Annotated in this window: 11 protein-coding genes; all 11 read left to right on the top strand. The window is 63.1% G+C overall.

Annotated elements, in window-relative coordinates; translation table 11 throughout:
- Nucleotides 1–78 precede the first annotated feature (78 nt).
- The 11 genes from ATY02_RS04420 (at nt 79) to purH (ending at nt 12,782) form a co-directional block, all read left to right on the top strand.
- A complete protein-coding gene (locus ATY02_RS04420; RefSeq protein ID WP_068577164.1) occupies nt 79–1,749 on the top strand; it encodes a response regulator in 1,671 nt (556 codons plus the stop codon).
- Between the two features lie 53 nt (nt 1,750–1,802).
- Nucleotides 1,803–3,764, top strand: a complete 1,962-nt coding sequence (locus tag ATY02_RS04415; RefSeq protein ID WP_068577166.1) for a methyl-accepting chemotaxis protein — start codon at nt 1,803–1,805, stop codon at nt 3,762–3,764.
- A 297-nt stretch (nt 3,765–4,061) separates the two neighbouring features.
- Nucleotides 4,062–4,514, top strand: a complete 453-nt coding sequence (gene aroQ, locus ATY02_RS04410; protein ID WP_068577167.1) for a type II 3-dehydroquinate dehydratase — start codon at nt 4,062–4,064, stop codon at nt 4,512–4,514.
- A gap of 48 nt (nt 4,515–4,562) precedes the next feature.
- On the top strand, nt 4,563–5,024 hold the full coding sequence (accB, locus tag ATY02_RS04405; protein WP_068577169.1) for an acetyl-CoA carboxylase biotin carboxyl carrier protein: 462 nt from the start codon (nt 4,563–4,565) through the stop codon (nt 5,022–5,024).
- A gap of 17 nt (nt 5,025–5,041) precedes the next feature.
- Complete coding sequence (gene accC, locus ATY02_RS04400) at nt 5,042–6,400, top strand: acetyl-CoA carboxylase biotin carboxylase subunit (protein ID WP_068577172.1); 1,359 nt, start codon at nt 5,042–5,044, stop codon at nt 6,398–6,400.
- 66 nt (nt 6,401–6,466) lie between these two features.
- Complete coding sequence (locus ATY02_RS04395; protein ID WP_068577173.1) at nt 6,467–7,327, top strand: EI24 domain-containing protein; 861 nt, start codon at nt 6,467–6,469, stop codon at nt 7,325–7,327.
- Between the two features lie 34 nt (nt 7,328–7,361).
- Nucleotides 7,362–8,240 carry a 50S ribosomal protein L11 methyltransferase gene (gene prmA, locus ATY02_RS04390; RefSeq protein ID WP_068577175.1) on the top strand — a complete coding sequence of 293 codons (879 nt, stop codon included), beginning with the start codon at nt 7,362–7,364 and terminating at the stop codon, nt 8,238–8,240.
- A 30-nt stretch (nt 8,241–8,270) separates the two neighbouring features.
- Complete coding sequence (locus ATY02_RS04385) at nt 8,271–9,566, top strand: DUF3426 domain-containing protein (protein WP_068577177.1); 1,296 nt, start codon at nt 8,271–8,273, stop codon at nt 9,564–9,566.
- A 195-nt stretch (nt 9,567–9,761) separates the two neighbouring features.
- Nucleotides 9,762–10,775, top strand: coding sequence for a tRNA dihydrouridine synthase DusB (gene dusB, locus ATY02_RS04380; protein WP_068577179.1), 1,014 nt, complete (start codon nt 9,762–9,764; stop codon nt 10,773–10,775).
- Entirely contained in the window at nt 10,772–11,092 is a 321-nt protein-coding gene (fis, locus tag ATY02_RS04375) for a DNA-binding transcriptional regulator Fis (protein ID WP_003186237.1), read from the top strand. Before dusB ends, fis begins: the two co-directional genes overlap by 4 nt.
- An 82-nt stretch (nt 11,093–11,174) precedes the next feature.
- On the top strand, nt 11,175–12,782 hold the full coding sequence (gene purH / locus ATY02_RS04370; protein WP_068577181.1) for a bifunctional phosphoribosylaminoimidazolecarboxamide formyltransferase/IMP cyclohydrolase: 1,608 nt from the start codon (nt 11,175–11,177) through the stop codon (nt 12,780–12,782).
- Nucleotides 12,783–12,874 lie beyond the last annotated feature (92 nt).

Below are 12,874 nucleotides of genomic sequence, written 5' to 3'. Positions count from 1 at the left end.
CACTCATGGGACTCGAAAGTGGTGCTAGCATAGAGCCACCAGTCGATCTCAGCATGCACCCTAACTAGTAGTCAGGATATGACCGAGCCAGAAGACCCCAGCCGTGAGCGCCTCAAGCACCACTTTGCCCAGCGGGTAATTCATCAGGCACGTCAGATCCTTGAGATATGGCAGCGGCTGCAGCGCAGCGAGTGGTCATCCACCGATATGTCGGAGCTTTGCGAGGCCAACCTGCGCCTGCTGCGTTTCGCCGAGCGCTTCGAACAGCCCGAACACACGCAACTGGCCCGTAGCATCAGCCAATCGCTGGAAGCCGTGGACGCCAATCGCGGGCGCCTGAGCAGCCACCTGATCACCGACCTCAATCGCTTGATGCAGCGCCTGTCGCGCACCGGGCTACGCCATGGCGACCAACTGGAGCAGACCTTCCTGCCGCCGCTGCGCAAGCCGATCTACGTGATGCTGCAGGATCACGACCGGGCCGAGCGCCTGGCCAAGCAGCTGGAATTCTTTGGCCTCAGCGCCCAATCCCTGGACAGCATCGGCGCCTTTCGCTCGTCCATGGTGGAGCGCTTGCCGGCGGCCATCGTCATCGACGTGGACTTCTGCGGTCCCGGCATGGGCCTGACCCTGGCCGCCGAGGCCCAGGTCGGCCTGGAGCAGAAGTTGCCGCTGTTGTTCTTCAGCCTGCACGAAACCGATACCCCGACCCGCCTGGCCGCGGTGCGCGCCGGTGGCCAGGAGTTCCTCACCGGCACCCTGGAAGCCTCCAGCCTGCTGGAGAAGATCGAGGTGCTGACCTGCGTGGCCCAGTACGAACCCTATAAAGTGCTGATCATCGATGACTCCCGGGCCCAGGCGCTGCACACCGAGCGCCTGCTCAACAGCGCCGGGATCGTCACCCGCACCCTGATCGAACCGATCCAGGCCATGGCCGAACTGGCGGACTTCCAGCCGGACCTGATCATCCTCGACATGTACATGCCGGCCTGTACCGGCACCGAGCTGGCCAAGGTGATCCGCCACAATGACCGCTACGTCAGCGTGCCGATCATCTACCTGTCCGCCGAGGACGACCTGGACAAGCAACTGGACGCCATGAGCGAAGGCGGTGACGACTTCCTCACCAAGCCCATCAAGCCGCGCCACCTGATCACCACGGTACGCAACCGCGCTGCCAGGGCCCGCAATCTCAAGGCGAGGATGGTCCGTGACAGCCTGACCGGGTTGTACAACCACACCCATATCCTGCAACTACTGGAGGACTGCTGCTTCCGCGCCCGTCGCGAAAACAAGCCGCTGAGCTTCGCCATGCTGGACATCGACCACTTCAAGCGGGTCAACGACAGCCATGGCCACCCCATGGGCGACCGGGTCATCAAGAGCCTTGCGCTGTTCCTCAAGCAGCGCCTGCGCAAGACCGACTTCATCGGCCGCTACGGCGGCGAGGAGTTCGCCATCGTCATGCCCGACACCGACCAGGACGCGGCATGCAAGGTACTGGACGAAATCCGCCAACGCTTCGCCGAGATCCACTACCCGGCCCAGCCCCAGGACCTGTGGTGCACCTTCAGCGCCGGGGTCGTCGAGATGGAAGAGGGCTCCGATAGCCTGTTGATGGCCAGCCAGGCAGACGAGGCCCTGTACCGTGCCAAGCACAGCGGGCGCAACCGGGTGCAGAGCGCCCGGCAGTCAAGTCAAAGTGCCACCTTTTCATCCGAATCCACCGATTCGGTCATAACCTTGTAATACAAACGCAATAAATTCAGGCGCTTACCATTTAAGTCGTTGGTAGAGCCCCGATGCGCCTGAAGCTGCTGACCAATCTCAATACGCTATTGCTTGTCGCCGTCTGCCTGGCCCTGGGCGCGACGCTCTGGTGGTCGCAACGTGCCCTGGAGCGCCCTTACCTCTTGATGGAGCGCTACCTGGGCCTGTCCCAACAGTTCCAGAACCAGGCCGCACGCAACATCGAGGATTACCTGGCCAGCGGCGACGCCCTGCGCCTGAGCAGCGCCACCCAAGCCATCGAAGCCCTGCAAGGTGCCCTGCCCGAGCTGCCCCCTCAACTGGCACACAGTCTGCGCCCGAGCCTGGCCAGCCTCGACGAGTTCAGCAAGACCGACCTGCTGGCCGCCGGCAAGCTGGCGGGCGATCCCCAGGCCCTGTTGTTGCAGGCCGAACGCGAGCTGGGCGCCAGTCTCGAACAACTGAGCCAATACGCGAGCGGTGCCAAGACCGGCGAGGCCAATGCCTACCTGCCCCTGCTGCTGGCCGCTTCGCAGCACCTGGGCAAACTCTCGTTGGCCCGGGACAAGCTGGTCAGCAGCGGGCGCAGCGAACTGGCGGCCGATGTCGAGCGCGAGTTGCACAACATCCGCGCCCAGGCCGAACAGATCGAGGCCCTGCCGCTGTTGGGCGTGGCAGCCAGCAACGAATCCAGCACCGATGATTTCGCCGCCATGATGGGCCTGGAAAACACCCAGAAAAGCGCTGCTGAAGACGCCGGCATCGGCCTCAAGCGCGAGCTCAACAGCCTGCTCAATCGCTACCCAGCCGAACTGGCGCGAACCCGCGAACAGATCCAGAAGCGCGCCGACCTGAGTGCGGCCACCCTGCTGAAGATCACGGCCGTGCGCCAGGCGATTGCCGAGCTGGAACCTGAGGTGCGCGCCCAGCATGGACAGATCCAGGGCGAGGTGCGCCTGATGCAAGGCCTGATGATCGGCCTGATCCTGCTGATCGCCCTGGTGATCGACACTTTGCAGCGCAAGCTGGCACGGGTCCTGACCAATCTCGCCCCTGCCCTATCGACCTGGGCCCAGGGTGATTTCAGCCAACCGATCCAGCTGGGCAAGACCAACCGTGAGCTGCACGCCATCGAAGAATCCCTCAACCGCCTGCGGGCCTACCTGGTGGACCTGGTAGGCACCATTCGCCAGAACGCCGAACAGGTAGCCGGCAGCAGCCGGGCCCTGGCCGACCTGAGCAGCGGCCTGCACAGCGGGGCCGAGCGCCAGGCGGGCGATACCGCACAGATCCGCGACGCCCTTGGCGAGCTGGAAGCGACGATCCAGCAAGTAGCGGGCGATGCCAGCCAGGCCGCCGATGCCAGCCGCAGCGCCGGGCTGGCCGTCCAGCAGGGCCAGACAGTCATCGGCCTGAGCCTCACGGGCTTGCATGCACTGGTCGGGGAAGTCCAGGGCAATGCACAGATGATCGAGCACCTGGCCCAGGAATCGGCCACCATCGGCGGCGTGCTGACGGTGATCCGCTCGATTGCCGAACAGACCAATCTGCTGGCCCTGAACGCCGCCATCGAAGCGGCCCGGGCCGGTGAAATGGGCCGGGGGTTTGCCGTGGTCGCCGAGGAAGTACGCTCCCTGGCCCAGCGCACCGCCGGCGCCACGGCAGAGATCCAGACCCTGATCGCCGGCCTGCAGAGCGCTGCCCAACAATCGGTACAAGGCATGCGGGCGCAGGTCGAGCATGCCGAAGCCACCGCCAGCCAGGCCCAGGCTGCCGACGGCGCCCTGGACGAAATCGTCGGGGCGATCCAGACCATCGCCGACACCGCGGTGCGGATCGCCGACGTCACAGCCCAGCAAAGTGGCGCCGTCAGCGAGATCCGCGACCACAGTGAGCGTATCCATCAGTTGGGAGGCGACAATCTGCTGCGCATTGGCGAAGGCCGGGCCCAGGGCGAGAACCTGCTGGACCTGGGCGGACAACTGCATACCGCGGTCCAGGCCTTCCGCGTCTGACCCTGGCTCCGCGGCCACGGGCTGCGACCTGGTCTTCGGGGCCAGCAGCTACCTTGGGGTCGCAACGATCTGCAGCCCCCGACGGCCACCATGGTCACGCCAACATCGGCGAAACCGGCACCATCCCCCCATCCGCCTCGTATTGCGCAGGCAAATGACTGGATTTCATTGCTCAGTCATATATTTCGCGCAAACATCGGTCATCGTGCTGGCTATTGCTGGGAACTGGACAGTCACAAAGTCTTTCCGGCATAGTCGCCGGGTTCTGACAACCGCCCCGATAACAAGGAACAACCGATGGCCACCCTACTGGTTCTCCACGGCCCCAACCTGAATCTGCTCGGCACCCGCGAACCGGGGGTCTATGGCGCAACCACCCTGGCCCAGATCAACCAGGACCTGGAGCAGCGGGCCCGTGCCGCCGGGCATCACCTGCAGTACTTGCAGAGCAATGCCGAGTACGAATTGATCGAGCGTATCCACGCCGCGCGAGACGAGGGCGTGGACTTCATCCTGATCAATCCAGCAGCTTTTACACATACAAGCGTCGCATTACGTGACGCGTTGCTGGCGGTGAGCATCCCATTCATCGAAGTGCATTTGTCCAACGTGCACAAACGCGAACCTTTCCGCCATCACTCCTACTTTTCAGATGTCGCTGTAGGAGTGATCTGCGGCCTTGGCGCCAGCGGTTACCGACTGGCCCTGGAGGCCGCCCTGGAACAGCTTGAAAGACAGGCAACAGCTTGAACAACAAGCGTTAAACGCCCCTGACCGACCCCTGGGAGTTGATGATTCATGGATATCCGTAAAGTCAAGAAACTGATCGAACTGCTGGAAGAGTCCGGCATCGACGAGCTGGAGATCAAGGAAGGCGAAGAGTCCGTACGCATCAGCCGTCACAGCAAGACTCCAGCCCAGCAATACTACGCACCGGCTCCTGTGGCCGCTGCTCCAGTGGCTGCCCCGGCCGCCGCTCCTGCTGCCGCTGCCGCACCTGCCGCTGCCGCCGCACCTGCCCTGAACGGCACCGTGGCCCGCTCGCCGATGGTCGGTACCTTCTACCGCAAGTCTTCGCCAACCTCGCCTGCTTTCGTTGAAGTCGGCCAGAGCGTGAAGAAAGGCGACACCCTGTGCATCGTCGAAGCGATGAAGATGATGAACCACATCGAAGCTGAAACCAGCGGTGTGATCGAATCCATTCTTGTCGAAGACGGCCAGCCGGTTGAGTACGACCAACCGCTGTTCACCATCGTTTGAACCGCGGAGAGTCTTTGATGAAGCCTGCGAAGTTGGAAAAAGTCCTGATCGCCAACCGCGGCGAAATCGCCCTGCGGATCCTGCGTGCCTGCAAGGAAATGGGGATCAAGACCGTAGCCGTCTACTCCAAGGCCGACAAGGAGCTGATGCACCTGGGCCTGGCTGACGAATCGGTGTGCATCGGCCCGGCGCAAGCTGCGCAGTCCTACCTGCACATCCCGGCCATCATCGCGGCCGCTGAAGTCACTGGCGCCACGGCGATCCACCCTGGCTACGGCTTCCTGGCGGAAAACGCCGACTTCGCCGAACAGGTGGAGAACTCCGGCTTCGCCTTCATTGGCCCGAAAGCCGAGACGATCCGCCTGATGGGCGACAAGGTGTCCGCCAAGCACGCCATGATCGCTGCCGGCGTACCGACAGTCCCAGGTTCCGACGGCCCACTGCCCGAAGACGAAGAGACCGCGCTGCGCATCGGCCGTGAAGTCGGCTACCCGGTGATCATCAAGGCCGCCGGCGGCGGTGGTGGTCGCGGCATGCGCGTGGTGCACAAGGAAGAAGACCTGATCGCCTCGGCGAAGCTGACCCGCTCCGAAGCTGGCGCGGCGTTCGGTAACCCGATGGTCTACCTGGAGAAGTTCCTGACCAACCCACGTCACGTGGAAGTCCAGGTCCTGTCCGACGGCCAGGGCAACGCCATCCACCTGGGCGATCGCGACTGCTCGCTGCAGCGCCGTCACCAGAAGGTCCTCGAAGAGGCCCCGGCTCCAGGCATCGACGAGACCGCCCGCCAGGAAGTCTTCGCCCGCTGCGTCAAGGCGTGCATCGACATTGGCTACCGCGGTGCCGGCACCTTCGAGTTCCTCTACGAGAACGGTCGTTTCTACTTCATCGAGATGAACACTCGCGTACAGGTCGAGCACCCGGTATCGGAAATGGTCACCGGTGTCGACATCGTCAAGGAGATGCTCAGCATTGCCGCTGGCAACAAGCTGTCCATCAGCCAGGACGACGTAGTCATCCGCGGTCACTCACTGGAATGCCGGATCAACGCCGAAGACCCGAAAACCTTCATGCCGAGCCCAGGCACGGTCAAGCATTTCCATGCTCCAGGCGGCAACGGCGTACGCGTCGATTCGCACCTGTACAGCGGTTATGCGGTTCCACCGAACTACGATTCGTTGATCGGCAAGCTGATCACCTACGGGGCAACCCGTGACGAAGCCATGGCGCGCATGCGCAATGCGCTGGACGAAATCGTCGTCGACGGAATCAAGACCAACATCCCGCTGCACCGCGACCTGACCCGCGACGAAGGCTTCTGCAAAGGGGGAGTGAACATTCACTACCTGGAGCACAAGCTGGCCGAGCAACACTGATCGCCCGCAGCACCCCGGACAAGGCCGCATCATGCGGCCTTTTCTCATTTTTGCAGGATGCAACCCATGACATTGAAAACCCGCTGCCAGGGCATTACCCGAGCCTGCGGCGAGGCATTGACCTGCCTGGCCCTGGCCCTGCGTTCCAGCCTGCGCCCTGGCATCCTGCTGCGCTCCAGCCTGCTCTGCCTGATTGTATTCGGGCTGTGGACCTGGGCGTTCTACAGCAACTTCCAGCTCATCAGCATCGTCTCCGGCGCGATCTCCCTGTTCGTCGTCTACGGCGCGGCCGTCATCGGCTTCGTTCCCGGCATCAGCGGTAGCGGCGGAGCCAGCGTTGCCGGCATGGGCGCCATCGCCCCGGCACTGGCCACCCTGCTGATCTATGCAGGCCTGCTGGCCGTCGCAGTCATAGTCGCCCTCTACACCGGCATGATCATCCTGAGCATCCGCCTGATGCTGCGCTGGGTGCTGATGGGCAGCCTGCGCCAACGAGCCTTGCGCCAGTATCCGCACCTGCAGGGCCGTACCCCGGCCCCCGGGAACATGCTGCGAGGTGCCCGCTACTACCTGATGCCCTGGCTGAGCCTGGGCCTGGGCCCACTGCTATGCCTGCTGATCCCGTTCGTGAACGGGATGCTGCTGATGCTCCTGCTGGCCTATCTCAATGTACGTTTTCTCACCGCGCCGGCCCTGGCCGGACTGGCCAGCGGCGAGGAACAGTTGCAAGCCATCCGGCAGCAACGTGGCGCCATGGCCGCCTTCGGACTGCTAATCTTCGTGATTGCGCTGGTACCGGTGCTCAACCTGCTGGTGCCGGCCCTGCTGGGGGCGGGTACTTGTCATCTCGCCTATCGCGGCCTGGAACGTACGCCAAGCCCGGCTGGCGCGGCCTGTGTACCTCAAGTAAGCTTGCCGCCCCTATAAAGGCTCATCTTTTTTCGCGTTCTGAGGTCCCGTCATGCCCTGGTTACAAGTCCGTCTCGCCATCACCCCGCAACAGGCCGAGACCTACGAAGACGCGCTGCTGGAAGTCGGCGCCGTGTCGGTGACCTTCATGGACGCCGAAGACCAACCGATCTTCGAGCCTGAATTGAACACCACCCCGCTGTGGTCCCATACCCATCTGCTGGCGCTGTTCGAGGGCGGCACCGAAGCCGCCAGCGTCCTGGCCCACCTCCAATTGCTGACCGGTAGCCCGCTACCGGAGCATCACAGCGAAGTCATCGAGGACCAGGACTGGGAACGCAGCTGGATGGACAACTTCCAGCCGATGCGCTTCGGCCGACGCCTGTGGATCGTTCCCAGCTGGCACGACGCCCCGGAGCCGGACGCGGTCAACCTGCTGCTGGACCCGGGCCTGGCCTTCGGCACCGGCACCCACCCGACCACCGCCCTGTGCCTGGAGTGGCTGGACAGCCAGGATCTGAGCGACTGCAACGTGCTGGACTTCGGTTGCGGCTCGGGAATCCTGGCCATCGCCGCCCTGCTGCTGGGCGCCAAGCAGGCCGTGGGCACCGATATCGATGTCCAGGCCCTGGAAGCCTCCCGCGACAACGCCGGGCGTAACCACATCGCCGAGGAGCTGTTCCCGCTGTACCTGCCGGAACAACTGCCGCCACAACAGGCCGATGTGCTGGTGGCCAACATCCTTGCCGGCCCGCTGGTTGCCCTGGCTCCGCAACTGTCGAGCCTGGTAAAGCCCGGGGGACGCCTGGCACTCTCCGGGATCCTCGCTGAACAAGGTGAGGAAGTGGCCGCCGCCTACGCCCAGGACTTCGATCTGGACCCGATTGCCACCCTCGACGGCTGGGTGCGCATCACCGGCCGTCGGCGCTAGAATGGCCGCCTGCATAATCCGGATGGCCGCATGACCGACAGTTTCGTCACCCAGTGCCCGCATTGCCAAACCAGGTTCCGTGTCAGCCATGCTCAGTTGAGCGTGGCTCGCGGGGTAGTGCGTTGCGGATCTTGCCTGCAAGTGTTCAACGCCGCACGCCAGCTGCTTGAGCAACGCGCAGCCAAGGAAGGCACGGTGCCCAAGCCCGTCGCCAAGCCGGCAGCCGAACCGGCTCCGAAACCGGCACCGGCACCAGTGGAACCGAAACTGCAACCACCGCCACCGGAGCCCGCACCGGCACAACGCGCCATCAGCCAGAAACAGTGGTCGGCCGCGGAAATGGACCTGGACCACCTGGACCTCGACGAGGAACTGGCCAAGCTCGAACAACGCGAGATCCAGCCTGCCAAGGCATTCGGTCGTGAGCACGCCCCCAGGGAAGATGGCCTCACCGCACGTCGCGACCCCCAGGACGCCGATGAGGGCAACTGGCCCGGCGGCCTGTTCGCCAGCGCCGCCGAGCACGATGAACCCGAGTCCATCAGCCTCAAGTCCACGCACGATAGCGACGTCGAGCCACCGCGCTCCAGCCGCACCGAACCTTCGTTGTCCTTCAACCTGGCGGACCTGGACGACGAGCCCCAGCACCCGAGGCTGCGCCCGGATGATGAGCCGGAGCCGGTTGCACCTGTGGCCACCAACCATTCCGACTCCGACGACCAAGCGCCCACGGCGACCGCCGGCAAGAAGCGCCGCGAGCGCAATGAGCCCGGAGTCCAGGACGACGTCCTGCTGGATTTGGAAGACGACCCGCTCCATCTCGACTGGCAAAAACGTCGCTCACCCTGGGGACGTCGCCTGCTCTGGCTGCTACTGATCCTGCTGGCTGCAGGCGGCCTGGTAGCCCAGTACATCGCCTATCACTTCGACGAACTGGCGCGCCAGGACCAGTACCGCCCCTGGTTCCAGCAACTGTGTCCGGAATTCGGATGTACGGTACCATCGCGCGTCGACATCGACCGGATCAAGAGCAGCAACCTGGTGGTGCGCAGCCACCCGGAGTTCAGCGGAGCCCTGGTGGTGGACGCCATCATCTACAACCGAGCGCCCTTCTCCCAGCCCTTCCCGCTGCTGGAACTACGCTTCGCCGACCTCAACGGCCACCTGATCGCCAGTCGCAGCTTCAAGCCCGGGGAATACCTGGGCGGCGACTTGCAAGACGCTGCGGAAATGCCACCGCAGACCCCGATTCACATCGCCCTCGATATTCTCGACCCAGGACCCAAAGCCGTGAACTACAGTCTGAGTTTCCACTCACCCGAGTGAAACGGCTGGAGAGTTAACGGACGACTCTGGATTGACGACAGATTTATGACAGCCTCCCCCTGGGTCAATCCTGGGAACCGGCAGAATAACTGTTCAGATTTTATCCAATTCAGCCTTTATCCGGTCATCGAGAGCGGGTATCATGCCAACCCTTTTTCGAACTCTCATGATCCGGCCCCACAACAGGGAAGTCCTATGTCGGCGGTACGCATCGGCCCATACACACTGCAAAACGGCTTGGTTCTCGCCCCGATGGCGGGGGTTACCGACCAGCCCTTTCGTCAGCTTTGCAAGCAATTGGGTGCCGGCCTTGTAGTCTCGGAAATGGTCACCAGCGACATGAGCTTGTGGAACAGCCGCAAATCGCGGTTGCGCATGATCCACGAAGGCGATCCCGAGCCACGCTCGGTACAGATTGCCGGTGGCGATGCACAGATGCTGGCAGACGCCGCCCGCGCCAACGTCGAGTTGGGCGCACAGATTATTGATATCAACATGGGTTGCCCGGCGAAGAAGGTCTGCAACAAGGCCGCCGGCTCCGCGTTGCTGAAAGACGAAGTCCTGGTCAACGAGATTCTCCAGGCGGTGGTGGCCGCGGTGGACGTACCGGTCACCCTGAAGATCCGTACCGGCTGGGACCGGCAGAACAAGAATGGCCTGACGGTGGCGAAGATCGCCGAGCAGGCTGGCATCACGGCACTGGCGGTCCATGGTCGGACCCGCGCCGACTTGTACACCGGCGAGGCCGAGTACGACACCATCGCCGCAATCAAGCAGGCGGTGTCGATTCCGGTCTTTGCCAACGGCGATATCGACTCGCCCGAAAAGGCCCGGCAGGTGTTGCATGCCACCGGAGTCGACGGGCTGTTGATCGGCCGGGCCGCCCAGGGGCGGCCATGGATTTTTCGTGAGATCGAGCATTTCCTGCGTACCGGTGAAACCCTCCCGGCACTGGAGCTGTTCGAGGTTGAACGTATTCTGCTGGAGCACCTGGCCGCGCTGCATGCCTTCTATGGGGATGTCATGGGCGTACGCATTGCGCGCAAGCATGTGGGCTGGTATCTCGCAACCCTGCCGGGCGCCAGGGAGTTTCGCGCCCACTTCAATCGTTTGGAAGATACGGAAGCACAGTGCGCCAACGTCCGTGAGTTCTTCGCCGGACGTTACAAGAGCCTGGAAACAGGGGACGGAGAGGGGGTGGCCGCATGACGATGATGACCGAGACTTTAGTGAGTGGAACAACACCCGTGAGCGACAACGTGAATTTGAAACAGCACCTCAATACCCCCAGCGAAGAAGGCCAGACCCTTCGCGGGAGTGTCGAGAAGGCGCTGCACAATTATTTCGCCCACCTTGAGGGCGCTGCCGTCACGGACGTGTACAACCTGGTGCTCTCCGAAGTCGAGGCCCCGTTGCTCGAAAGCGTGATGAACTACGTCAAGGGCAACCAGACCAAGGCCAGCGAACTCCTGGGTCTGAACCGCGGAACCCTGCGCAAGAAACTCAAGCAGTACGATTTGTTGTAAGCATTCACTCAAACCAGAAAGGCGCCCGCGTAAAAAACGGTCGCCTTTTTTGCTGACTCCCTTGCTTTTGATGGAAATTGAGATGACCGACCAGACCACCCGCCTGCCGATCCGCCGCGCCTTGATCAGTGTTTCCGACAAGACCGGGATCCTCGAATTCGCCAAGGAGCTGGAAGCCCTCGGCGTGGAGATCCTCTCCACCGGCGGGACCTTCAAGCTGCTGCGGGACAATGGCGTGTCCGCAGTGGAAGTCGCGGATTACACCGGTTTCGCGGAAATGATGGACGGCCGGGTCAAGACCCTGCACCCGAAAATCCACGGCGGCATCCTCGGCCGTCGCGGTATCGACGATGCCATCATGAGCGAGCACGGGATCAAGCCCATCGACCTGGTGGCGGTCAACCTCTACCCCTTCAAAGAAACCATCTCCAAGCCCGGCTGCGACCTGCCGACCGCGATCGAGAACATCGACATCGGCGGCCCGACCATGGTCCGTTCGGCCGCCAAGAACCACAAGGACGTGGCCATCGTGGTCAACGCCAGCGACTACGCCGACGTCCTGAAGAACCTCAAGGCCGGCGGCCTGACCTACGCCCAGCGCTTCGACCTGATGCTCAAGGCCTTCGAGCACACGGCAGCCTACGACGGCATGATCGCCAACTACATGGGCACCATCGACCAGACCCGGGACACCCTGTCTACCGAAGGGCGCAGCGAGTTCCCACGCACCTTCAACAGCCAGTTCGCCAAGGCCCAGGAAATGCGCTACGGCGAGAACCCGCACCAGAGCGCGGCATTCTATGTCGAGGCGCAAAAAGGCGAAGCCAGCATTTCCACCGCCTTCCAGCTGCAAGGCAAGGAACTGTCATTCAACAACGTGGCCGACACCGATGCTGCCCTTGAATGCGTGAAGAGCTTCGTCAAGCCGGCCTGCGTCATCGTCAAGCACGCCAACCCATGTGGCGTGGCCGTGGTCCCTGAAGACGAAGGCGGTATCCGCAAGGCCTACGACCTGGCCTATGCCACCGATACCGAATCGGCCTTCGGCGGCATCATCGCCTTCAACCGCGAGCTGGATGCCGAAACCGCAAAAGCCATCGTCGAGCGCCAGTTCGTCGAAGTGATCATCGCTCCCAGCGTCAGCGAAGCGGCCCGCGCCATCGTCGCAGCCAAGGCCAATGTGCGCCTGCTGGCCTGTGGACAATGGTCGCAGGACCGGGCTGCGGCCTGGGACTTCAAGCGCGTCAACGGCGGCCTGCTGGTACAGAGCCGCGATATCGGCATGATCACTGCCGATGACCTGAAGATCGTCACCCAGCGTGCCCCGACCGAACAGGAAGTCCACGACCTGGTGTTCGCCTGGAAAGTGGCCAAGTTCGTCAAGTCCAACGCCATCGTCTATGCCAAGAACCGCCAGACCATCGGTGTCGGCGCCGGCCAGATGAGCCGCGTCAACTCCGCCCGCATCGCCGCCATCAAGGCCGAGCACGCCGGCCTGCAAGTGCAAGGTGCGGTCATGGCTTCCGACGCCTTCTTCCCGTTCCGCGACGGCATCGACAATGCCGCCAAGGTCGGCATCCGGGCCGTGATCCAGCCTGGCGGCTCGATGCGTGACGCCGAAGTGATCGCCGCTGCCGACGAAGCCGGCATCGCGATGGTATTCACCGGCATGCGCCACTTCCGTCACTAAAAGCAGCGTCAAGCTGCAAGCTGCGAGCGCCAAGTAAAAGCGCGACCCTGTCGCCTCTGCTCGCGCTTGCAGCCTCTTTAATTGACAGCCGC

The sequence above is a fragment of the Pseudomonas sp. BIOMIG1BAC genome, from assembly GCF_001705995.2.
In the GTDB taxonomy this organism is placed as follows: Bacteria; Pseudomonadota; Gammaproteobacteria; order Pseudomonadales; family Pseudomonadaceae; genus Aquipseudomonas; species Aquipseudomonas sessilinigenes.
The sequence above is the reverse complement of the archived record's forward strand: the minus strand, read 5'-3'. Positions and strand labels throughout refer to the sequence as shown.

What these genes read in the sequence shown, in the direction of transcription:
- ATY02_RS04420 (WP_068577164.1), top strand. Translation starts at nt 79, where the DNA reads ATGACCGAGCCAGAAGACCCCAGCCGTGAGCGCCTCAAGCACCACTTT.
- ATY02_RS04415 (WP_068577166.1), top strand. Translation starts at nt 1,803, where the DNA reads ATGCGCCTGAAGCTGCTGACCAATCTCAATACGCTATTGCTTGTCGCC.
- aroQ (WP_068577167.1), top strand. Translation starts at nt 4,062, where the DNA reads ATGGCCACCCTACTGGTTCTCCACGGCCCCAACCTGAATCTGCTCGGC.
- accB (WP_068577169.1), top strand. Translation starts at nt 4,563, where the DNA reads ATGGATATCCGTAAAGTCAAGAAACTGATCGAACTGCTGGAAGAGTCC.
- accC (WP_068577172.1), top strand. Translation starts at nt 5,042, where the DNA reads ATGAAGCCTGCGAAGTTGGAAAAAGTCCTGATCGCCAACCGCGGCGAA.
- ATY02_RS04395 (WP_068577173.1), top strand. Translation starts at nt 6,467, where the DNA reads ATGACATTGAAAACCCGCTGCCAGGGCATTACCCGAGCCTGCGGCGAG.
- prmA (WP_068577175.1), top strand. Translation starts at nt 7,362, where the DNA reads ATGCCCTGGTTACAAGTCCGTCTCGCCATCACCCCGCAACAGGCCGAG.
- ATY02_RS04385 (WP_068577177.1), top strand. Translation starts at nt 8,271, where the DNA reads ATGACCGACAGTTTCGTCACCCAGTGCCCGCATTGCCAAACCAGGTTC.
- dusB (WP_068577179.1), top strand. Translation starts at nt 9,762, where the DNA reads ATGTCGGCGGTACGCATCGGCCCATACACACTGCAAAACGGCTTGGTT.
- fis (WP_003186237.1), top strand. Translation starts at nt 10,772, where the DNA reads ATGACGATGATGACCGAGACTTTAGTGAGTGGAACAACACCCGTGAGC.
- purH (WP_068577181.1), top strand. Translation starts at nt 11,175, where the DNA reads ATGACCGACCAGACCACCCGCCTGCCGATCCGCCGCGCCTTGATCAGT.